The sequence below is a fragment of the Streptomyces sp. CB02056 genome (genome assembly GCF_001905545.1).
In the GTDB taxonomy this organism is placed as follows: Bacteria; Actinomycetota; Actinomycetes; order Streptomycetales; family Streptomycetaceae; genus Kitasatospora.
The window spans coordinates 68,474-89,191 of record NZ_LIPD01000024.1; the positions used below are offsets into that span (position 1 = coordinate 68,474).

Genomic DNA, 20,718 nt, shown 5'->3' on the forward strand with positions numbered 1-20,718 from the left:
GACGGTGGCGGTGTCGGCGCGGGCGCGGGTGCGTCAGTACGGGAGCGGGCGGTTCTCCCGGGCCCACAGCTTCTCGGTCTCGCTCTGCTCCGGGGGCGGGGTGAGGCCGTCGATCATCCACAGGTTCCGCGGCGTCTCGTCGACGTGGAACTCGCAGTACAGGCCGCGGTCGGTGGTGTGGGGCGCGAGGAGGGCGGCGAGCGCCTCGCGGGTGCGCCTGCGCAGGTCCGGGTCCTCGGTGTGGCGGGCGATGTGCTCGACCACGACGCGTACGGCCGCGCCGTGCGGGTCGCCGCCGACGTGGAAGGAGTCGGCGGCGACCTCGTGGAAGAGGACCACCACGTAGAACTTCGGCAGTCCGAAGCGGGTGTAGAAGCCCGTGATGTCGGTGGAGAGCTGCTTCTTCTGCCCGGGGTCGTAGGTGCCGGGCGGGTGGTAGACGTGCCACAGGGGCATGGCGGTTCCTCCTGGTCGTCGGTCGGGTCGGGGTTTTTCGTCGGCGGTCCTGCCGGTGGTCCTGCCGGGGTGTCAGCGGCGGCCGAGGACGGCCAGGTCGTCCACGGGGCCCGACAGGGCGGCCTTCAGGGCCCGGGTGGCGTCGTCGACCAGCACCTCGTGCTCGCCGCGCTCGACGCCGTCCAGGACGGCGCGGGCCACCTCGGCGGGCGGGATCTTGTCGACCGGGACGGCCGCGACCATCTCGGTGTCCGCGAAGCCCAGGTGCACGCCGACGACCTGCGTGCGCTGGGCGGCGAGCTCCAGGCGCAGCGAGTTGGTCAGGGACCACAGCGCGGCCTTGGAGGCCCCGTAGGCCCCGGCCCCGGCGCCCCAGGACAGCAGCGAGTGGATGTCGACCAGCGCGCCGCCGCCGCGGGCGGCCAGCACCGGGGCGAAGGCCTGGGCGATGCGCAGCGGGCCGAGCACGTTGGTCTCGAAGGTGTCCCGGACCAGCGCGAGGTCGGCGCTGAGCAGCGGCGCCGGGTACAGGACGCCGGCGTTGTTGAAGACGATGTCGACGTCGTCGGCGCGGGCCGCGAGGGCGGCCACCGAGGCGTCGTCGGTGACGTCCAGCGCGAGGACCTCCACGCGCGGGTCCTCGCTGGTGTCGGGGGTGCGGGCGGTGGCGTAGACCTTCTTCGCGCCGCGGGCCAGCAGTTCCGCGGTGAACGCCCGGCCCAGGCCCCGGCGGCCTCCGGTGACCAGGGCGGTGGAGCCTTCGATCACGGTCATGGTGCATCTCCTCGCTCTCGGGGCGGCACCGGCCGTCGCCGGCGGGCACCGCAGCATTTAGATTATTACCATCATCTAAAGGGGATGGGAAAGTGGACGCACCAAGTGGAAGCACCGACCGGACGCACCACGCGTCGTACGAGAGGGAAGGAGCCGCGGCATGCCCCGCGTGTCCCGCGCCGAGGCCGAACGCACCCGCAGCCGGGTCGTCGACCACACCGCCCGCCTGATCCGCGAGAAGGGCGCCGACCAGGTCAGCGTCCCCGAGGCGATGGCCGCCGCCGGACTCACCCACGGCGGCTTCTACCGGCACTTCGCCTCCAAGGACGACCTCCTCGCCGAGGCCCTCACCGCCGCCTTCACCGAACGGCGCGACGCCATGGAACAACTCGCCGACCAGCCGCCCGCCCGGCGCACCCCCCGCGCCGAGTTCCTCCACCGCTACCTGTCCGAACTCCACCGCGACCACCCCGGCCACGGCTGCGCCGCCGCCGCCCTCGCCGCCGACGCCGCCCGCACCGAACCCGGCACCCCGCTGCGCACCGCCTACACCGCCGGACTGCGCGACCTCGTCGACGCCCTGGCGGCCCTGCCCGAACCCGCCGAACGGCAGGAGGCGCTCGCCGACCTGTCCACCATGGTCGGAGCACTGCTGCTCGCCCGGGCGAGCCAGGACCCCGACCTGTCCGGGGAGTTCCTGGCCGCCGCCCGCCACCGCCTGGCCGTCGACGACGGATACGGGGACGGGGACGGGGACGGGGACGGAAACGGGAGCGGGGAGCCGGCGACCGCGTAGGGTCCGTACGTACGTGGACCTGGCGAAAGGACGGACCGTGCCGATCAGAGGCGTGCTCTTCGACGTCGACGACACCCTGTTCGACTACTCGGGCTCGGAACGGGCGGGCATCCTCGCCCACCTGCGCCACCTCGACCTCCTGCGCCGCGTCCCCGACCCGCAGACGGCGGTGGCGCTGTGGCGCGAGATCCTGGACGAGCAGTACGCCCGCTTCCTGGCCGGGGAGCTCACCTTCACCGGCCAGCAGCGCGAACGCGTCCGCCGCTTCCTCGCCCGCCTCGGCGAGGACACCGCCGCCATGCCCGACGAGGCCGCCACCGCCTGGTTCGCCGGCTACACCGCCCACCGCGACGCCGCCTGGACCGCCTTCCCCGACGCCGCCCCCGTCCTCGCCGCCCTCGCCCCCACCCACCGGCTCGGCATCGTCTCCAACGCCCCGATGGACCAGCAGCGCCCCAAACTCCACGCCACCGGCCTGCTGCACCACTTCGCCGACACCGCCCTCGTCGGCTCCGACCGGCCCGGCGAGGCCAAACCCGCCCCCGCCATCTTCCTGACCGGCTGCGCCCGCCTGGGCCTGCCCCCGCACGAGGTCGCCTACGTCGGCGACAGGTACGACCTGGACGCCCTCGGCGCCCGGGGCGCCGGCCTGCGCCCCTTCTGGCTCGACCGCGCCGCCTCCCGCACCCCGGTCGACGACGGCATCCACGTCCTGCACACCCTGGCCGAACTGCCCGCCGCCCTGCGGACCTGAGCCGGGGCCGCCCGGTCGCGCGGGAAGTCGGCCGGGCCGACTTCCCGCGTCGCGGGGGAGTGGGCGCGCTGCGCCGCTCGTCCCGCGCGCGGGCGTCCCGGTCGGGTGCTCAGTCGTCGAGGCCGAACAGGGCGCGGCAGCCCTCGTCCAGGCCGGTGACGGTGACCGGGGTGCGGGCGTGCCCGGCCCAGGCCTCGGGGGTCAGGCGCAGGCGCTGGGAGACCACCACCCGCCCGTCCAGGACGTCGCGGTCGATGCCGTCGCCGCGGTAGCCGAGCCGGCGCGAGACGGCCAGGGAGGAGTGGTTGTCGGCGAAGGACAGCGACCGCGCCGACCGCGTCCCCAGCTCCGCGAAGGCCAGGTGGAGCATCGCGGCGCGCATCTCGGTGCCCAGGCCCTTGCCCTGGAACTCCAGGCCGAGCCAGGAGCCCGAGACGATCTCGCGCCGCACGCCGAACTCCTTGGCGCGCATGTCCTGGATGCCCACCGGGCGCCCCTCGTGGAAGGCCACCAGGTTCAGCGCCCAGTCCTGCGCGCTCCAGCGCCCCAGCCGCCGCCAGTGCAACTGCACCACGTGCCGGGCCCGTTCGGCCGGCGGCAGCTCGCCCCACGGCGTCAGGAACGGGCGCTCCTCGGGCGGGTGGACGCCGCGGGCGGCGACGTCGGCCACCTCGGCGAGTTCGTCCTCGGTGGGCAGGCGCAGCTCCAGGCGGGGCGAGGACACGCGCAGCCCCCGCAGGGGCCAGTGGTCGATGATCATCGAGCCAGTGTGCCCAGCCCGCCCGCGCCGCGCACCGCCATTTCCACCTCGCCTTCACGTCCGCCTCCGCCCCGAATCCACCTCCCGGGGGACAGCGGCGGCGACCCGACTTGACGTACCGTCACCTACAGTCGTGCGATGAGCGCACGAAGTGATACTCGGCTGGTCGGAGGACCGCCACCCCCGCACCGCCTGCCCACCCTCACCTCCCTGCGCTTCGCCGCCGCCCTCGCCGTCTTCCTCTTCCACGCCTTCCTCGTCGCCGACCCGCTGCACCCCGGCGCCCCGCTCGGCTTCTTCGCCGACCCCCGCCTCGCCGCCACCCTCGCCCACGCCACCTCCAAGGCCGGCTACGCCGGGGTCTCGTTCTTCTTCGTCCTCAGCGGCTTCGTCCTGACCTGGTCCGCGCGCGAGCGCGAACGCCCCGCCGCGTTCTGGCGCCGGCGCCTGGCCCGGATCTACCCCAGCCACCTGGCGATGTGGGCGGCCGCCGCCCTCCTGTTCGCCTGGGCCGCCCCGGTGCGCACCTGGCTGCCCAACCTCCTGCTCGTCCACGCCTACTCGCCCGACCCGGACATCAACTCGGGGATGAACATGCCCAGTTGGTCGCTGTGCTGCGAGGCCCTGTTCTACCTGCTCTTCCCGCTCCTGCACCGCGCCGTACGGCGCCTGCCCGCACGCGCCCTGCTCCCGGCCCTGGCCGCCGCCCTGCTGGCCGCCGCGGCCGTCGCGGGAGCCGACGCGGTCCTGCTGTCCGACCGGCCCCGGATCCCCCAACTGCCCGTCTCCCTCGACCAGCTGTGGTTCGGCTACCTCTTCCCGCCGGCCCGGCTGCCGGAGTTCGTCCTCGGCATGCTGCTGGCCCGCGCCGTCGCCGCCGGCCGCGCCCCGCGCGTCCCCCTGGCCGCCGCCGCCTTCCTGGTGGCGCCCGCCTACGCGCTCGCGCTCGCCGTCCCCTCGCCCTACGACTTCGTCCTGCCGATGGTCCTGCCGCTCGCGCTGGTCATCTGCGCCGCCGCCCAGCACGACCTGCGGCGCGGCGCCGGGGACCCGCCGCCGCGCCGCCCGGCCCAGTGGCTGGGCGCCGTCTCCTTCGGCTTCTACCTCTGCCAGGGCGTCGTCCTCTTCCACGGCCGCCCCCTGCTGTTCGGCGACCGCACCTACCCCGCGCCGCTCGCCGCCCTGCTGACCGTCGCCGCCTTCGGCGCGACCCTGGCCGCCGGGGCCCTCAGCCACGCCCTGGTCGAGCGCCCCGCGGTACGGCGCCTCGCCGGCCGGGCGGCGGGAGCCGGCTGAGGGGCGGCGGTGCGGGCGAGGGGCGCGCCGTTCAGTCCGTGGGCCAGGCCCGCAGGTCGGCCAGGGTGAGTGTCCGGAAGCGGCCTTCGCCGTCCCCCATGACGAGCAGCTGGAACTGCTCGGGGTCCGACCAGGGGAGCTGCGCGGCGATCCGGGCGAACTCGGCGAACGGCAGGTGGTTCAGGGCGCCGCCGTAGAGGTGGGGAGGCCGCTTCGTGCCGCCCCAGGCGTGGTCCTCGGTGGAGATGTTCCGCAGGCTCCAGCGGCCGGGCAGGTCGGGGCTCAGCGGGGCGAGGCGGGCGTTGAGCTCGGCGACGACGTCGTCGTCGTCCGCCCAGCCGCCGGGGTTGAGGAGGATGGTCGTGATCGCTGACATGCCCCCATGATGGCCGGGGCCGCGCCGGGGCCTGCGGCCGGGTGCTCCGGCGGACGGGCCGTCAGCGGCCGGTGGCGGGGCGGTCGGGGGCGTCGAGGGCGGCGACCTCGCGCACCGCGTCGGCGATGGCGCGGAAGTCCTTCTTCAGGATCGCGCCGTGGTTGCTGGGCACCTTCGCGCTGATCCGGATGTGCGGGTTGCGCGCGGTGACCGCCGGCAGGGCCGCGCGGATCAGCTCCTGCTCGTCGCCCTTGCTGCCCAGCGAGGTCCCCGAGGCGACCACGTACCGGGTCGGGACGGTGATGGCGTCCAGCACCGGGCCCAGGGCGGCGGCGCTGCCGATCCTGCCGAGTTCGATGTTGGACTCCGACATCTGCCGGTGGGTCATCCGCGGGGTCAGGCCGGTGGGGCGGGCCAGTGCCATGAGCGGTGCCCACCGCCGGAACTGCGTGCGGATGCGCCGCTCCAGCTCCTCGGTCAGCCAGTCGTAGGGCAGCGCGCCGTCCACCAGGACCGCGCCGACGGAGCGGCCCGGGTTGCGCGAGGCCCAGTGCGCGGCGACGAACGCCCCGTAGGACCAGCCCACCAGCAGCGCCCGCCGCACGCCGCGGGCCGCGAGGACGGCGTCGACGTCCCGGACGGCGGCCTCGAAGGAGTAGTCCGCGGAGCGCTTCGACGTCCGGCCGCGGGCCCGCTCGTCGTAGGTGATGTGCCGCAGGCCCGGGCCGAGGTCGGCGAGGACGCGCCGCCAGTAGCCCTGGGTGGCGAACTGGCCGTTGAGGTAGAGCACGGGCAGGCCGGGGCCGCCGGTGTCGGTGGCGGCCAGGGCGGTGTCGTCGACCGGCACCAGGCCGGTCCACGGGGCGGGTCCGGTCGCGGGTGCGGTGCTGTTCGTCATGGTGTCCCCCTGGGACGGGTGTCGGGCCCCGGGACGGGGTCAGAGGCTGCGGGCGGTGATGTCGCCGTGGGAGGTGGTGGCGCGGATGTCGAGCACGGTGGCGCCGTCGTTGCGCAGGGAGTTGGCGACGCGGCCGTGGCCGGTGCCGGCGTCCAGGGCGGCGCAGACGCCGGCGGCGGCGCCGACGGTGATGCTCCCGGACTGGGTGCTCAGCTCGACGGTGCCCCGGTGGGCCTCGGTGACGCGGATGTCGCCCCGGGTGGTGCTGATCCGGGCGGGCCCGCCGAGGCGGCCGACCTCGATGTCGCCGTCGACGGCGCTCAGGTGCAGGCTCGCCGCCTCGTCGACCTTGGTGTGGCGGTACGCGCCGTCGAAGGCGACGTCGCCCAGGCGGCCGACGACGCGCAGTTCGGCGGCCGCGGCCTTGCCCCGTACGGCGGAGCCGGCCGGCAGCTGGACGGTGACCTCCAGGGAGCCGGTGGGGCCGAGCAGCTGGCCGCCGGACGCGGAGGTGACGATCCGCAGGACGCCGTCCTCGTAGGTGACGGCGGTCTGCTCGGCGGCCCGGACGTCGCGGCCCTTGCCGGGCTCGGCGGCCCGGACCTCGACGGTGGTGTCGACGCGCTCGGCGGCGATGAACCGCACGCGCCCGCCGGGGATGTCCAGGACGACGGTGACCGGGGCGGGGGTGTCGAACTTCTGCATGCTGCACTCCTGTGAGGTTTCGTTCCATCGGTGTTTCCGACATTGGAAACGCTACGTTGCTTTCAAGATCTCGGCAACTAGTTCGTTGCGTCAAAGTGGCGTAATAGCAGGTGGATAGCGGGAAACTGTTGCAACGGACGCACGGGTAACGCAACGGACGCCATCCCGATCATTGCAATGGTCTGAAGGTGAACGCTAAGGTGGGGGCCGACCGGGAACCACACGGCCGACCGGGAACCACCCGGCCACCACCACCGAGGAGAACGCGATGCCGGGAGGCAGGCTCACCCAGCAGGAACGCCGGCAGATCGCACTGGGGCTGGCCGACAGCCTCCCCTACGCCGAGATCGCCCGACGCCTGGAACGCCCCACCTCGACCGTCACCCGCGAGGTCATGCGCAACGGCGGCCCCGTCGCCTACCGCGCCGACCTCGCCCACCGCGCCACCGAGCACCGCGCCCAGCGCCGCCGCCCCGCCCCCACGGCCGGCCCACGGCCCGGCACCCACCCCCACGGCCGCGACGACGAGGCCGTGGCCGCCTACGAGGAACAGCTCACCACCGTCCTCATGGGCTCCGGCCTCAACCGGATGGGCGCCCGCGTGGTCACCTGCCTGTCCACCACCGACGCCGGCAGCCTCACCGCCGCCGAACTCGCCCAACGCCTCCAGGTCAGCCCCGCCTCCATCTCCAAGGCGATCGCCTTCCTGGAGAGCCAGAGCCTGGTACGCCGCGAACGCGACGAACGCCGCCGCGACCGCTACATCGTCGACGACGAGCTCTACTACCAGGCCGTCATCGCCAGCGCCCGCGCCAACGACAGGGTCATCGAGACCGCCCGCCAGGGCGTCGCCGTCCTCGGCCCCGGCACCCCCGCCGCCGTCCGCCTGGAGAACATCGCCCGCTTCCTCGACTTCATCAGCGAAAGCATCGTCCGCGCCGCCGAACAGGCCCGCGAAGTCCTCCACACCAAACCCGCGACGACCACCACCGGGGACGAGGCCCCGGAGTAGGACGTCGACCGCACTCCGGGGCCGTGAAGGGTCAGGCCGCCCGGCGCAGCGCGGCCCTCTCGATCGTCCGCACCCGCCGCCACGTGTACACCCACGCGTCGATGTCCCGCACCCCGCAGATCTGCAGGAAGTGCCGCACCTTCTCCATCTGCGGAAGGGACGTCGCGTTGAGCATGTCGGAGATCGTGCTGCGCCGCAGGACCCTGCCGTAGGCCGTCTGCCGCTGCTGGTGCAGCCGCGCGCTGCGCTCCTCCAGGTGGCGCAGCGACGGCTCGCCGGCCCAGATCCTGACGTCCTCCAGGCCCGCGACGAACTCCTGCACGGTGGAGAACAGCACGGGATCGGGTTCGCCGGCGGGCGGGACCGGGACGCGCCAGTCGGTGGCGGGCGGCCTCTTGGCGGACGTTCGCGCACGGGTGTGGAGTTCTGCCATCGCTTCCCCGTGCAGGAGTAGAGCGCGCTGCTGGGCGCGCTCACCCACGTCCATCGCTTTCAGCAGCGCTTTCAGCTCCCCCTCCAGGGGCAGAAGGCGTCCTTGGATGATCCCGTGCACGAAGGAGGGGGACATGCCGACCCTGAGTGCGAGCGCTTCCATGGACCGCACGGAAGCGGGGTGATGGTGTTTCTGCAGCTCGTGCGAAAGCTCCTCGCGTGCGCTCATCGCCGCCCCCGCACGGCCGTGCCGGAGGCCTCGACGGCGGCGGTGACGATGACGGTGACCAGCGCCTCGACGGCGTACCCGAGGACGATCAGGGCGATGACGCCGGCCAGGGCGACCGCGAGGAACGCGGCGGACAGTGCGGTGTGCCGGAGGCCGGAGCCCTCGGCGGGCGGGGCGGGCGGCGGTGTGCGCCGTACCGCGCATCGGAGTTCGAGCAGCACAGTGGTCCCTTCTGAACCTCAACCCGGACGTGGGGATTGCCGTCCCCTGGGCCACCCGGCGGGTGGTTGGGCCAGATCATGCGCGGGCCGTGAGGCGCCGCGCAAGTTGCCGCCCGCGGCTCCTCCGGCGGCAACCAGGGTTTGCAAGAGTTGATATGACTGACTGTCGGGACGAATTCGGACACCATTGCCGCGCCGCCGGCGCCCGCGTGTCCGAAGTCGTCCGGGACTGTCCGAGACCGTCCGGGCGCCGTCGGGCGGGTCGCCGGGATCGCACCTGCTCGGGGCGGTCCGGCGTCCGGGAGTGTCCGAAGCCGTCCGGTCGGCTTGGTCGCAGCGCCGCCGAATGCAAGAGTTGCGATCCGAGAGCCCTTCCCCTCAACCCGGACGGTCTCCCCGGGCGGAGTGCTGTTGCCGCAGCCCCGCCGTGACGCGGATCACATCGGAGAAGGCCTGCCCCCGTCCAGGGGGCAGGCCTTCTCCTCGTCCCCGCCTACCGGTCAGGGCGTCAGGGTGTCAGGAGCAGCCGCCCGCGCAGGCCTCCGGCCTCCAGGCGGCGGTGGGCGTCGGCGGCGCGGTCCAGGGGGAGGGTGTCGGCGACCCGCAGGGTGAGGCGGCCGTCGGCGGCGAGGTCGGACAGGCGGGCCAGTGCCGGGCCGTCGGCGGTGATCCACACGTTGGCGACCCGGATGCCGCGCAGGGGCACCGGGGCGCTGCCGGCCGCGACCGCGACGAAGGCGCCGCGGCCGCGCACCGCGCCCAGGGCCCGTACGCCCAGCAGGGCGGCGTCGACGGCGCCGTCGACCCCGCCGGGCACCGACTCCCGTACGGCGGCGGCCACGTCGGGTGCCGTGCGCGGCACGAACCACTCGGCGCCCAGGTCGCGCACCAGCGGCTCGTCGTCCTGTCCGGCGAGCGCGACCACCCGCAGGCCGCGCAGGGCGGCCAGTTCGACGGCGAAGCCGCCGACGCCGCCCGCCGCGCCGGTGACCAGGACGGTGGAGCCGGCCGGCAGGTCGAGCAGGTCCAGGGCCTGTAGCGCGGTGAGGCCGTTGAGCGGCAGGGTCGCGGCCTGGGCGAGGGTGGCGCCGGCCGGGGCGGGGGCGAGGGCGTCCGCGTCCAGGACGACGTGCTCGGCGTAGGTGCCGAGGTCGGTGTCCAGGCGGTCGCGCAGGCCCACCACCCGCTGGCCGAGCGAGAATTGGGTCACCTCAGGTCCCACCGCGTCCACCGTCCCGGCCACGTCCCAGCCGATGCCGGTCACCGCGCGCGGGGCCATCAGCCCGGCCCCGGCGAGCACCCCGGAGCGGGTGACCGCGTCCACCGGGTTGACCCCGGCCGCCGCCACCCGCACCCGCACCTGCCCGCGGCCCGGCCGCGGCAGTGCCACCTCCACCAGCTCCAGCACCTCGGGACCGCCGAACTCCCGCACCACCACGGCACGCATCACGACACCCACCCCTCACGAATCGGCAACTCCACCCAACCTAAGGAGAGTTACTCTCCATGGGGAAGGACGCACCCGAAGGTGCGTACCGCACGGAAAGGAGAGTGGGCCGATGCCCACCACGACCGCCGCCCGGCGCCGCGCCGCCGAGGCCGCCGCCTACGACGCCTACCTCGCCTGGTGCCCGGCCCGCCAACTCCTGGACCGGATCGGCGACAAGTGGGTCAGCCTGCTCGTCTCCGCCCTCGCCGAAGGGCCGCTGCGCTACAGCGACCTGCGCCGGCGCCTGGCCGGGGTGAGCGAGAAGATGCTCACCCAGACCCTGCGCGCCCTGGAACGCGACGGCCTGGTCAGCCGCACCGTCACCGCCGGGGTGCCCGCCCGCGTCGACTACGAGCTCACCGGGCTCGGGCGCGACCTGCTGCCGCTCGTCCGGCAGATCAAGGACTGGGCGGAGAGCCACATGCCCCAGGTGCTGGCGGCCCGCGCCGCGTACGACGAGGACCACCGGACACCGGAATGACCCGGGGGACCGGGGACGGTCCGGGCGCAACCTCCGGCGGGGCGGCTCGTTGGGCGTACGGGTCGAACCGACCGGCCGGGGGCGGGAGTACGCCCCGGCCCTGACGGATGGGGACGTTCATGACCGACACCGACACCGCCGCGGACTCCGCGGTCCGCAGCGGCAGCCCGGACTCCGCGGTCGACCGGGTCGCCGACTTCTACGGTGCCTACGTCGACGCCGTCTCCGACGGCACCGACGACCTGGGCACCGAGCTGCGCGCCCACTACCTCACCGAGGACTTCCGACAGCGGCTGGCGGCCTGGGAGGAGGCCAACCACGCCGACGGCGTGCTGCGCGCCCAGGACGTGCCCACCCGCTGGGAGGTGCGCTACCACGACTCCGGTGCCGGGCACCTGTTCACCACCGTCACGCTGACCTGGGGCACCGGCCCCGACGCCGGGCACACCCGGCTGGCGGTGCAGAGCGACCTGGGCACCAAGCTGATCTCGGACATCGAGGAGGGCTGACCCGCCGTCACGCCGCCCCCGGGGGTCACGCCAGGGCTGCGGCCAGGCGCTCGGGCAGGGTGGCGTACGGGCGGCACTCGACCACGGGCAGCGCGTGGGCGCGGGCCTGGTCGGCGAGCCAGGTGCTGTAGCGGGCGCTGACGGCGGCGCGTTCGGGCTGCGGGCCGCTGTCGGGCTCGCGGTCGGCGTAGTTGGCGCCGATGCTCCGCGGGTCGTCCTCGTGCAGGAAGACCGCGCGCACCCGCCGGCCCTGTTCGGCGGCCTCGGCGGCGGCGCGGGCGGCGGCGGCCGGGGTGAGGTAGTCGCCCTCCACGATCGCGGGCACGTCCACGGTGAGCCGGTTGCGCACGACGCCGAGCAGCGCGTCGTCCAGGGCGCGGGCGGTGGCGATCTGGAGTTCCAGGACGCGGTCGGCGCCCAGCGCGTCGGGGTCGGGCACGGCGGAGAAGTGGTGCAGGCCGGGGTGGCTGTCCGCGCTGGTGGCGGCCTGGAGGGCGGCCACGACGTCGTCGAACTCGACGACGAATGCGCCGTGTCGAACGCGCAGGAGGTCGGCGGCGCGGCTCTTGCCGAGGCCGGAGGCCCCGCCGATCAGCAGGACGTCCCACGGGATTTCGTCGGTATGCATACCGGCACGGTAAGCGGTCCGGGGTGCGGGTGGGCTCCGGGGGGTGGGGGAGGCGGCCGAGGGCGCGCCTCCCGGCCCGGCCCCCGGCGCCCGGAAGCCGGCCCCGGCCCGGTCCGTGGTCCGCCGCCCGCACCCCCGGTGCGGGCGGCGGCAGCGAACGGCCGGCAGCGGACGGGCCCGTACGGCGGCGCCCGGGTCCGGTCAGGCCCCGTCGCGGCGGGCGGAGCGGCGCACCGCCCAGGGCAGGCCGAACCACAGCACGGCGAAGATCAGCGCGATGCCGCAGGTGATCGGCACCGCGAGCGCCGTGCCGAGGACGACGTCCAGGACCAGCAGCACGGCGCCGGTCAGCGCGGAGGCGAGCAGCAGCAGGCCCACCTGGGCGACGCGGATGGAGACGGCGACGATCCGCTCCTTGCCCGGGTGGCGGTACAGCCCGCGGTGCAGGGCGACGGGGGTGGCCAGGACGGCCGCGGCGACGACCGACAGCAGCAGGGTGGTGACGTAGACGTCCTGCTGGGCGTCGGTGAGCTGGGCGAAGCGCGGGGTGAAGGCGACGCCGAGCAGGAACGCGAAGACGATCTGCACGCCGGTCTGGAGCACCCGCAGCTCCTGCAGCATCGCCACCAGGCGCCGGTCGGCGCGCACGGCCGGGTTCCCCCAGCCGGGCGGGGGAGCGGAGTCGGACCGGTGGCCGGGCGAGGGGGAGTCCGGGGGAGGTGCACTGGTCATGCGTCAGCTTCCCACGGCCCGGCGTCAGGCCCCGCGCGTCGCACCGGGGTCCGCGCCCCCGGTGCCGTCCAGGCGCTGCTGCCAGACGGTGAGCAACCCCTGCAGGGCGCCGGCCTCCTCGGGGCTCAGGTGGGCCAGCAGCCGGTGCTCGTTGCGCATGTGCGCCGTGAACGCCTCGTCGATCAGGCGCCGGCCGGCCTCGGTGAGCGCGACCACGCGCCCGCGCCGGTCGTCGGCGGCCGGGCGGCGGGTGACCAGCCCGGCGCGCTCCAGGCGGTCGATCCGCTTGGTCATCGCCCCGGTGGTCACCATCGTGTGCGCGGCCAGCTCGCCCGGGGCCCGCTCGTACGGGGCGCCGGCCCGGCGCAGCGCGGCGAGCACGTCGAACTCGCCCTCGCCCAGGCCGTAGCGCTGGTAGACGAGGGTCAGCTCGGCGGTCAGGCGGGCGGCGAGGCGGTGCAGGCGCCCGATGACGGCCTGCGGGGAGACGTCCAGGTCGGGGCGTTCGCGCCGCCACTCGGCCTGGACCCGGGCGACGTGGTCCGCGGCGTCGGTGGGGTCCGCGTGGTCGGCGTGCTGTCCGTGTCCCTGTCCCTGTCCGTGCTCCATGGGCGCCATCCTATCCCCGATAGCTTCCTGGGAAGCTATATTGTCTTCCATGGAAGCCAATACGCGGTGGGTCCTGCTCACCGCCCTCGCCCCCGTCGCCTGGGGCGCCAACTACTGGGTCACCCACGCCCACCTGCCCGCCGACCACCCCCTGTGGGGCGCCGCCCTGCGCGCCCTGCCCGCCGGCCTGCTGCTCCTCGCCCTCGCCCGCCGCCGCCCGCACGGCGCCTGGTGGTGGCGCAGCGCGCTGCTCGGCCTGCTCAACACCGCCGTCTTCTTCGTCCTGCTCTACCTCGCCTCCCAACTGCTGCCCACCAGCGCCGCCGCCACCGTCATGGCCGCCTCCCCGCTGACCATGCTGCTCACCGCCTGGGCGCTGGCCGGCCCGCGCCCGCGCCGCGCGCACCTGGCGGGGGCGGTGGTGGGCCTGGCCGGCGTCGCGCTGGCCCTGGCCGGACCGGGGGAGGGCATCGGCTGGGCCGGGCTGGCCGCCTCGGCGGCCGCGATGCTGGTCTCCTCCGTCGGCTACGTGCTGGCCGCCCGCTGGCGCGAGGGCGCCGACCCGCTCGCCGCCACCGCCTGGCAGCTGACCGCGGGCGGCCTGGTGCTGCTGCCGCTCGCCGCCGCCGTCGAGGGCCCGCCCCCGCCGGTGGACGCGCCCACCCTGCTCGCCTTCGGCTACACCACCGTGATCGCCACCGCGCTCGCCTTCGCCTGCTGGTTCGCCGGACTGCGCCATCTGCCGGCCGGCACCGTGGGCCTGCTCGGACTGCTCAACCCGCTCACCGGCGTGCTGCTGGGCACGGCGCTGGACGGCGACGCCTTCGGGCCGCGCCAGGGCGCGGGGCTGGCGCTGGTCGTGGCCGGCATCCTGCTCGGGCGGCCGCGCGCCGAAACCGCTGTCCGTCCCGCCGCCGAGCCCGCCGCCGAGTCCGCTGCCGGTCGGGCCCGCCCATCGGCGGACCGGGACCTTGATCTCAAGTCGACTTGAGGTCCTAGCCTCCGTGGTGCGTGGCCGGACCGGGTCGCGCTGCGCACGGCGACCCCGAGGAGCCAGGGCCATGACCACCGACACCACCGCCACCGACACCACCGCCATCGACACCATCGCCGCGAACCTCGCCGCGCTCGGACAGCGGGTCCGGGTCCTCACCGACCGCGCCGAGATCACCGGCCTCATCGACGGCTACCTGCTCAGCCTCGACACGGTGCCCCGCGACGGCGGGCGGTTCGACGAGGCCTGGGCGCGGCGCTACTTCACCCCCGACGTGCGGATCACCACGCCGGTGGGGGACCACGAGGGCATCGACGGGCTGGCCGAGTCCGAGCAGGCGACCCTCGGGAAGTTCGAGCGGACCCAGCACGTGGGCGCCAACCACATGATCGACCTGGACGGGGACCGGGCCGCGGTGCGCTGGAACGCCGTCATGGCGCACGTCCACCTCGCCTCCACCCAGCGGGCGCGCGGCGAGGAGCCCGGCGGCCACTTCGACGTCGGCGGCACGTTCACCGGCGAGGCGGTGCGCACCCCCGACGGCTGGCGCCTGCGGAGCCTGGACGTGCGGGCCGTGTGGACGAGCGGCAGGGGCCCGCTCGTCCTGACCCCGAAGGCCGGGGCGACCCTGCGCGACCTCGCCGGCGGAGCGTGACGGCGGCCCCGGGGCACCGACCGGGGCGCCACTTGGGCCGGGGCCCCGCCGCTTGCCCGCCGGGCGGATCACGTGATCTGCTGGCGCGAGCATCGCGTGCCGGTGACGGACCGCGTCAGGCATGGAGGTGCGCGACCGAAGGGACCGCCACCCGTGGCCTCCCCCTCCACCGGCCGTACGGCCGCCCTCAGCCTGCAACTCTCCCGCGCGCACCAGGACTTGCGTCGCCGCCTCGCCGACCTGCGCGCGAACCTCGGCCGGCCCCGCCCGCACGGCGACGACGACCGGCTCCTCACCCACTGCCTGGCCTTCTGCACCGCCCTGACCAACCACCACCAGGGCGAGGACGACGGCCTGTTCGCCCAACTCCTGCGCGAACGCCCCGACCTGGCGCCGACCATCGCCAAACTCGTCGAGGACCACGGCTTCATCACCGGCATCCTCGCCCGGGTACAGCACCTCGCCGACCAGGCCGCCGGACGGCCCGACGCCGACCTGGAGGCGATCGGACGCGAACTCGACGGGCTCGCCGCCATCATGGACTCCCACTTCGGCTACGAGGAACGGGCCATCGGCGCCGCCCTGGACGCCGGGGTGCGCGACGACGGCTGGTCCGAACCGGTCCTGCGCTTCCGCGCGCCGCGGGACCCGGCACCGTAGAACCCGCGCACCGTAGAACCCGCGCACCGTAGAACCCGCGCACCGTAAAACCCGTCGCACCGTCCGGCCCGCCTTCCCTACACTCGCCACGCGGCCGCGCCCCGACGCGCGGCCCGAACGCGACGACCGTGACGTACGAGACGGGGAGAGGGGGCGGGCGGCCATGCCGAAGCAGAGTGCCGCCGCCCCCTCTCCCGCGTCGCGGTACGAGGTGATCCTGGTGTCCCGCCTCTCCCGGTGCCCGCTGCGCGGCCGGCACCGGAGCAGTGCCGCCACCGTCTGACACCGGCCCGTGAGGCCGTAAGCCCACTGTGTGGCAACGAATCCGACGGTCCGTCGGCACTGCCGAATCGCGCGCCCACCCACCAGCAGGACCGCCTCGAAAGGCACCCGGGCCATGCGCACCCACACCACCACCGCGAGCACCGCCACCACAAGCAGCATCGCCGCCGTCCGCAACCTCGGCATCCTCGCCCACGTCGACGCCGGCAAGACCACCGTCACCGAGCGGATCCTCTACCTCACCGGCACCACCCACAAGCGCGGCGAGGTCCACGACGGCACCACCGTCACCGACTTCGACCCCCAGGAACGCGACCGCGGCATCACCATCTTCGCCGCCGCCGTCAGCTGCGCCTGGGCCGGGCACCGGATCAACCTCATCGACACCCCCGGCCACGTCGACTTCGCCGACGAGGTCGAGCGCTCGCTGCGCGTCCTGGACGGCGCGGTGGCGGTGTTCGACGCGGTCGCCGGCGTCGAGCCGCAGAGCGAGTCGGTGTGGCGCCAGGCCGAACGCCACGGCGTGCCGCGCATCGCCTTCGTCAACAAGCTCGACCGGGCCGGCGCCGACCTGGACGCCGCCGTCGGCTCCATCCGCGAACGCCTCCACCCGCGCCCGCTGGCCGTCCAACTGCCCATCGGAGCCGAGGAGTCGTTCACCGGCGTCGTCGACCTCGTCCACCTGCGCGCCCTCACCTGGCACGAGGACGGCGCCATGGCGCACGGCCCGGTGCCCGCCCACCTCGAAGGCCCGGCCGCCGAACGCCGCCGCGCCCTGGAGGAGGCCGTCGCCGAACTGCACCCCCGGGCGCTGGAGGAGTTCTGCGCCCACGGAACCGTCGGTGCCGCCACCCTCACCGCCGCCCTGCGCGACCTCACCCGCACCGGCGAGGCCGTCGTGGTGCTGTGCGGATCCGCCTACCGCAACCGCGGCATCGAACCGCTCCTGGACGCCGCCGTCGCCTACCTGCCCTCCCCGCTCGACGTCCCGCCCACCCGCTCCGCCGACCGTACCCAGCAGCGCGACCCCGACCCCGAACAGCCCCTGACCGCCCTGGCGTTCAAGGTCACGGCCGCCCCCACCGGGCGCCTCACCCACCTGCGCCTGTACGCCGGCACCCTCCACAAGGGAGCCACCGTGCTCGACACCGCCACCGGCCGCCGCGAACGCGTCGCCCGCATCCTCACCGTCCTGGCCGACCGCCACACCGAGACCGACCACGCCCGCGCCGGCGACATCGTCGCCGTCGTCGGCCCCAAGCACACCCGCGTCGGCGCCACCCTGTGCGACCCCGACCACCCGATCCTGCTGGAGGCCCCCGTGAGCGCCGAACCGGTCGTCACCGTCGCCGTCGAGGCCCGCCGCGCCACCGACACCGACAAGCTGGCCGCGGCCCTCGCCCGCCTGGCCGAGGAGGACCCCTCGCTGCGCGTGGCCACCGACCCCGAGACCGGCCAGCGCACCCTGTCCGGACTGGGCGAACTGCACCTGGAGGTCGCGGTGGAGAAGGTCCGGCGCGACAGCGGGATCGAGGCGGTCGTCGGCCGCCCGCGCGTCGCCCTGCGCGAGGCCCTTGTCGAGGGCGTCACCGGCTTCGTCCACCGGCACGCCAAACAGGACGGCGGCGCCGGCCAGTTCGCCCACCTCGTCCTCGACGTCCACCCCCTGCCGGACGGCGCCGAAGCGGAGTTCGCGTTCGCCTCCACCGTCACCGGCGGCCGGGTGCCGCGCGAGTACGTGCAGGCCGTCGAGGCGGGCTGCCGCGACGCCCTGGCCGAAGGACCGCTCGGCGGACACCCGGTCACCGGCGTCGCCGTCACCCTCACCGACGGGGCCACCCACCCCAAGGACTCCTCCGAGCTCGCCTTCCGCACCGCCGCCCGCCTCGGCCTGCGCGAGGCCCTGCGCGCCTCGCGGATGCACCTGCTGGAACCGGTCGCGGAGGTGACGGTCACCGTGCCCGAGGACGCGCTGGGCACCGTCCTCGGCGACCTCGCCGCCCGCCGCGGCCACGTCCGCTCCACCGACCCCGGCCCCGGCGCCACCGCCCGGGTGGGCGCGCTGGTCCCGCTCGCCGAACTGTTCGGCTACGCGGGCCGCCTGCGCGGCCGCACCCAGGGCCGCGGCACCTTCACCACCCGCCCGGCCGGCTACGCCCCCGCGCCCACGCCGGCCGGCTGAGCCCGTCGCCCGGCCCCGCCGTCCCCACGGCGGGGCCGGGCCCGCCTTCCCGCGGCGGGGTCGGCCCAGTTACAGCGCCCCGGCGTCGGCCGCCGCCCACGCCGACGGGTACAGCGGACGCCAGCCCAGCTCCCGGCGCGCCGCCGCCGTCGACACCTGCCCCTCCCACGGGTCGAACGGGGCGTCCGGCGAACCACCGGGGTGGACCCGCCCGTTGAGCGCGTACAGGTCCCAGGCCGTCAGTGGCGCGTTGTCGCCGACGTTGTACGTGCGCCCCTCGACGCCGGGCACCGTCACCGCGCGCCACAGCGCCCGCGCCACGTCCGCGTGGTGCACCACCGCCAGGCGCTGGTGCGCGGGCCAGTGCGCCGCCCAGTTCAGCGACTGCGCCAGGTGCGGATCGCCGTCCCCGTACACGAACGCCAACCGGGCCACCACCAGCGGCAGTTCGTCCCCGAGCGCGCGCAGCCCCTCCTCCGCCCGCGCCTTGGACGCCGCGTACACCCCCCACGCCGGATCCGGCGCCGTCCGGTCGCCCTCCACGGCGGGGCGGCCCAGCCCCCGCCCGTACACCAGGTTGGTACTGGTGTGGACGAACCGCGCGACCCCGGCCTTCGCCGCCTCCCTCCCCAGCGCCACCGCCGCGTCCCGGTTGACCGCCCACGCCGTCTCGTCCGGCACCCCGCGCAGCGCCGCCGCCACGTTCAGCACCACGTTGGCCCCGTCCAACGCCCGTGCCCGGTCGCCCTGTTCGCACAGGTCGCCGACCACCACCTCCACCCCGTCCAGGCCCCGCGCCCTCGCCGCGTCGCGCACCAGCACCCGCACCGAGGAGCCCTCCGCTCCCGCCCACCGCACCAGCCGCGGCACCAGCCGACTGCCCACCGAACCCGTCGCGCCCGTCACCAGGATCTTCGCCATCGCCCGTCTCCTCCAGGGAGTCGCTTCCTCCGACGCCCACCACCCTGCCCGCGGCGCGAGGGGCGCGGCAGAGACCTCCCGATCCAGGGACCGCCGATCCCTGGCTGGGGCCACGGGGCGCCCGGGCGGGCTCCCGGCCGCCGACACCCGCCGACGCCCGCACCGACCGCCGGGAGCCAGGTCAGCGGACGGCGGGCTCCCGCGGGCCGGGGCGGCCGTCACCGTAGGCGCCGGCCATGGGGGAGGAGCCGGTGGTGAGGAAGTCGTGGATCGCCACCAGGTAGACGGCGCGCTCCACGGTGCCCTCGCCACCCGTGTCGAGGGCGTCGAACGCTGCGGCGGCCCCCTCCGGCGGGTTGCCGCTCGCCGCGCGCAGCCGGGCGAACTCCCCTCGGGTCACACGCCCGTCGCCGTCGCCGTCGGCGAGGTCGAACAGCGAGCCGAGCGCAGGCCGACAGGTCTCCTCGAAGGCCTCGTGACCGGCCCAGGCGCGGTACTCCTCGAAGGTGACGCCGCCGTCCCCGTCTCCGTCCATCTGCCGGAAGACCTCCTCGTGGGTCGCGCGGGCCGCGGCCACCGGCGGGTCGTGCGGGCCGCGCCCGAAGGCCGAGGCCGCCCGGTCGACCCGGGCGAGGTACTCGTCGTGGGAGATCACGCCGTCGCCGTCGGTGTCCAGCATCGCGAAGATACGGCGCTTCGCCTCGTCCGACATCCCGTCACCATCCGTTCTCTCAGGGGAAGTTCTGCCGGTCCACGCTACCGGCGGGACGCGCGCGGGCCGGGAAGGCGCGGCGCGGGAGCCCGGCGTCCCGGCAGCCGGGGACCGGCGATCCCTGGCTGCGCCGCGCCCCGGCGGGCCATGCTGGGGGCATGATCGACCGAACGGCGCTGGCCGACTTCCTCACCCGGGCCCGGGCCCGGCTCACCCCCGCCGACCTCGGGCTGCCGCCCGGGGCGCGGCGGCGCACACCCGGACTGCGCAGGGAGGAGGTGGCACAGGTCGCCGGGCTGTCCGTCGACTACTACGCGCGCCTGGAACAGCGCCGCGGCCCTCAGCCCTCACCGCAGCTGCTCGCCGCCCTGGCCCGGGCCCTGCGGCTGAGCGAGGACGAACGCGACCACCTGTTCCGCCTCGTCGGGCACGAGCCCCCGCGCCGGCACGGCCCGCTCGGCCACGTGCGCCCCGGACTGCTGCTCATCCTCGACCGGCTGCACGACACGCCCGCCCAGGTGGTCTCCGACCTCGGCGACGTCCTCGCGCAGAACGCCATGTCGGCCGCCCTGTTCGGGGACCACGCCGCCCTGGCGCCCGAGCGCCGCAACCTCCTGCTGCGCTGGTTCACCGACCCCGACACCCGCACGCTGTTCCCCGCCGAGGACCACGAGGACCTCGCCCGCGCCCACGTCGCCGCCCTGCGCGCCGCCCGCACCGCCCGCCCCGGCGACCGCCGCGCCGCCGAACTCCTCGACGAACTCCTCGCCGACGGCGGCGAGTTCACCGCCTACTGGGAACGCCACGAGGTCGCCCGGCGGCGCAGCGGCCGCAAACGGCTCCTGCACCCGGTGGTCGGGCCGCTGGACCTGGAGTGCGAGGTGCTGGCCGCCGGCGGCGAGGACCAGCTGCTGCTGGTGCACACCGCCGCGCCCGGCAGCGACTCCGCCTCCCGCCTGGAACTGCTGCGCGTCGTCGGCGCCCCCGCCCCCGCCTGACGCCCGCACCGGCATCGGAAGGCCCCGCTGCGCGACGAGGCGGGCCGGGGCCCGTAGGCTGGGCCGGGCCGTGACGGCACAGACCGTCACCAGAGCGCACAAAGCGACCGACCGACAGATCGACCGACCGACAGATCGACCGATCGACCGATCGCCA

The 20,718-nt window shown here is 75.4% G+C and carries 25 protein-coding genes; 11 read left to right on the forward strand and 14 right to left on the reverse strand.

What is annotated here, in order from left to right; all coding sequences use genetic code 11:
- Positions 1-33: 33 nt before the first annotated feature.
- Entirely contained in the window at positions 34-456 is a 423-nt protein-coding gene (locus tag AMK13_RS38975; protein ID WP_074006294.1) for a tautomerase family protein, read from the reverse strand.
- A 72-nt stretch (positions 457-528) separates the two neighbouring features.
- Entirely contained in the window at positions 529-1,230 is a 702-nt protein-coding gene (locus AMK13_RS38980; protein WP_049655318.1) for an SDR family oxidoreductase, read from the reverse strand.
- Positions 1,231-1,390: 160 nt separating this feature from the next.
- Here AMK13_RS38980 and AMK13_RS38985 point away from each other — a divergent pair, with 160 nt between their 5' ends.
- Both AMK13_RS38985 and AMK13_RS38990 read left to right on the forward strand, forming a co-directional pair.
- The gene (locus tag AMK13_RS38985) at positions 1,391-2,026 is read left to right on the forward strand and encodes a TetR/AcrR family transcriptional regulator (protein WP_074006295.1); all 636 of its coding nucleotides are present in this window, start codon (positions 1,391-1,393) and stop codon (positions 2,024-2,026) included.
- Between the two features lie 37 nt (positions 2,027-2,063).
- Positions 2,064-2,780 carry an HAD family hydrolase gene (locus tag AMK13_RS38990; RefSeq protein ID WP_074006296.1) on the forward strand — a complete coding sequence of 239 codons (717 nt, stop codon included), beginning with the start codon at positions 2,064-2,066 and terminating at the stop codon, positions 2,778-2,780.
- Positions 2,781-2,889: 109 nt separating this feature from the next.
- Here the strand turns inward: AMK13_RS38990 and AMK13_RS38995 are convergent, their stop codons facing one another.
- The gene (locus AMK13_RS38995) at positions 2,890-3,540 is read right to left on the reverse strand and encodes a GNAT family N-acetyltransferase (RefSeq protein ID WP_074006297.1); all 651 of its coding nucleotides are present in this window, start codon (positions 3,538-3,540) and stop codon (positions 2,890-2,892) included.
- A gap of 138 nt (positions 3,541-3,678) precedes the next feature.
- Here AMK13_RS38995 and AMK13_RS39000 point away from each other — a divergent pair, with 138 nt between their 5' ends.
- A complete protein-coding gene (locus AMK13_RS39000) occupies positions 3,679-4,836 on the forward strand; it encodes an acyltransferase family protein (RefSeq protein WP_074006298.1) in 1,158 nt (385 codons plus the stop codon).
- Between the two features lie 31 nt (positions 4,837-4,867).
- Here AMK13_RS39000 and AMK13_RS39005 read toward each other — a convergent pair whose 3' ends face one another.
- From AMK13_RS39005 to AMK13_RS39015, 3 genes are all read right to left on the reverse strand, one after another.
- Positions 4,868-5,212, reverse strand: coding sequence for a hypothetical protein (locus AMK13_RS39005; RefSeq protein ID WP_074006299.1), 345 nt, complete (start codon positions 5,210-5,212; stop codon positions 4,868-4,870).
- 61 nt (positions 5,213-5,273) lie between these two features.
- On the reverse strand, positions 5,274-6,110 hold the full coding sequence (locus AMK13_RS39010) for an alpha/beta fold hydrolase (protein ID WP_074006300.1): 837 nt from the start codon (positions 6,108-6,110) through the stop codon (positions 5,274-5,276).
- A 39-nt stretch (positions 6,111-6,149) separates the two neighbouring features.
- The gene (locus tag AMK13_RS39015) at positions 6,150-6,815 is read right to left on the reverse strand and encodes a DUF4097 family beta strand repeat-containing protein (RefSeq protein WP_074006301.1); all 666 of its coding nucleotides are present in this window, start codon (positions 6,813-6,815) and stop codon (positions 6,150-6,152) included.
- 268 nt (positions 6,816-7,083) lie between these two features.
- Between AMK13_RS39015 and AMK13_RS39020 the strand changes: the two genes are divergently transcribed.
- Positions 7,084-7,827, forward strand: coding sequence for a helix-turn-helix domain-containing protein (locus AMK13_RS39020; RefSeq protein ID WP_074006302.1), 744 nt, complete (start codon positions 7,084-7,086; stop codon positions 7,825-7,827).
- A 31-nt stretch (positions 7,828-7,858) separates the two neighbouring features.
- Here AMK13_RS39020 and AMK13_RS39025 read toward each other — a convergent pair whose 3' ends face one another.
- The 3 genes from AMK13_RS39025 to AMK13_RS39035 all read right to left on the reverse strand — a co-directional run bounded on the left by AMK13_RS39025 (position 7,859) and on the right by AMK13_RS39035 (position 10,156).
- Positions 7,859-8,488 (reverse strand): helix-turn-helix domain-containing protein, encoded by a 630-nt coding sequence (locus AMK13_RS39025; protein WP_074006303.1) that lies wholly within the window; start codon positions 8,486-8,488, stop codon positions 7,859-7,861.
- A complete protein-coding gene (locus AMK13_RS39030) occupies positions 8,485-8,709 on the reverse strand; it encodes a hypothetical protein (protein WP_074006304.1) in 225 nt (74 codons plus the stop codon). The genes AMK13_RS39025 and AMK13_RS39030 overlap by 4 nt, the downstream gene beginning before the upstream one ends.
- 508 nt (positions 8,710-9,217) lie before the next feature.
- Positions 9,218-10,156 carry an NADP-dependent oxidoreductase gene (locus AMK13_RS39035; RefSeq protein ID WP_074006305.1) on the reverse strand — a complete coding sequence of 313 codons (939 nt, stop codon included), beginning with the start codon at positions 10,154-10,156 and terminating at the stop codon, positions 9,218-9,220.
- A gap of 112 nt (positions 10,157-10,268) precedes the next feature.
- On the opposite strand from AMK13_RS39035, the gene AMK13_RS39040 reads away from it, so the two are divergent.
- Both AMK13_RS39040 and AMK13_RS39045 read left to right on the forward strand, forming a co-directional pair.
- Positions 10,269-10,679 (forward strand): winged helix-turn-helix transcriptional regulator, encoded by a 411-nt coding sequence (locus AMK13_RS39040; RefSeq protein ID WP_074006306.1) that lies wholly within the window; start codon positions 10,269-10,271, stop codon positions 10,677-10,679.
- 119 nt (positions 10,680-10,798) lie between these two features.
- The gene (locus AMK13_RS39045) at positions 10,799-11,188 is read left to right on the forward strand and encodes a hypothetical protein (RefSeq protein WP_074006307.1); all 390 of its coding nucleotides are present in this window, start codon (positions 10,799-10,801) and stop codon (positions 11,186-11,188) included.
- Between the two features lie 25 nt (positions 11,189-11,213).
- Here the strand turns inward: AMK13_RS39045 and AMK13_RS39050 are convergent, their stop codons facing one another.
- From AMK13_RS39050 to AMK13_RS39060, 3 genes are all read right to left on the reverse strand, one after another.
- Positions 11,214-11,816 carry an AAA family ATPase gene (locus AMK13_RS39050; protein WP_074006308.1) on the reverse strand — a complete coding sequence of 201 codons (603 nt, stop codon included), beginning with the start codon at positions 11,814-11,816 and terminating at the stop codon, positions 11,214-11,216.
- Positions 11,817-12,017: 201 nt separating this feature from the next.
- Positions 12,018-12,548, reverse strand: a complete 531-nt coding sequence (locus AMK13_RS39055; protein ID WP_198959520.1) for a DUF6328 family protein — start codon at positions 12,546-12,548, stop codon at positions 12,018-12,020.
- Positions 12,549-12,572: 24 nt separating this feature from the next.
- A complete protein-coding gene (locus tag AMK13_RS39060) occupies positions 12,573-13,157 on the reverse strand; it encodes a MarR family winged helix-turn-helix transcriptional regulator (RefSeq protein WP_079272912.1) in 585 nt (194 codons plus the stop codon).
- A gap of 49 nt (positions 13,158-13,206) precedes the next feature.
- Between AMK13_RS39060 and AMK13_RS39065 the strand changes: the two genes are divergently transcribed.
- The 4 genes from AMK13_RS39065 (at position 13,207) to fusA (ending at position 17,930) form a co-directional block, all read left to right on the forward strand.
- Positions 13,207-14,148, forward strand: coding sequence for a DMT family transporter (locus AMK13_RS39065; RefSeq protein WP_074006310.1), 942 nt, complete (start codon positions 13,207-13,209; stop codon positions 14,146-14,148).
- 70 nt (positions 14,149-14,218) lie between these two features.
- The gene (locus tag AMK13_RS39070) at positions 14,219-14,806 is read left to right on the forward strand and encodes a nuclear transport factor 2 family protein (protein WP_079272913.1); all 588 of its coding nucleotides are present in this window, start codon (positions 14,219-14,221) and stop codon (positions 14,804-14,806) included.
- Between the two features lie 153 nt (positions 14,807-14,959).
- On the forward strand, positions 14,960-15,466 hold the full coding sequence (locus AMK13_RS39075; protein ID WP_074006311.1) for a hemerythrin domain-containing protein: 507 nt from the start codon (positions 14,960-14,962) through the stop codon (positions 15,464-15,466).
- Between the two features lie 397 nt (positions 15,467-15,863).
- A complete protein-coding gene (fusA, locus tag AMK13_RS39080) occupies positions 15,864-17,930 on the forward strand; it encodes an elongation factor G (protein WP_074006312.1) in 2,067 nt (688 codons plus the stop codon).
- Between the two features lie 69 nt (positions 17,931-17,999).
- On the opposite strand, the gene AMK13_RS39085 is transcribed toward fusA, so the two are convergent.
- Together AMK13_RS39085 and AMK13_RS39090 are read right to left on the reverse strand one after the other, a co-directional pair.
- Entirely contained in the window at positions 18,000-18,851 is an 852-nt protein-coding gene (locus AMK13_RS39085; protein WP_074006313.1) for an NAD-dependent epimerase/dehydratase family protein, read from the reverse strand.
- A gap of 181 nt (positions 18,852-19,032) precedes the next feature.
- Positions 19,033-19,563 carry an EF-hand domain-containing protein gene (locus AMK13_RS39090; protein ID WP_074006314.1) on the reverse strand — a complete coding sequence of 177 codons (531 nt, stop codon included), beginning with the start codon at positions 19,561-19,563 and terminating at the stop codon, positions 19,033-19,035.
- A gap of 161 nt (positions 19,564-19,724) precedes the next feature.
- On the opposite strand from AMK13_RS39090, the gene AMK13_RS39095 reads away from it, so the two are divergent.
- Entirely contained in the window at positions 19,725-20,561 is an 837-nt protein-coding gene (locus AMK13_RS39095) for a helix-turn-helix transcriptional regulator (RefSeq protein WP_074006339.1), read from the forward strand.
- Positions 20,562-20,718: the final 157 nt, after the last annotated feature.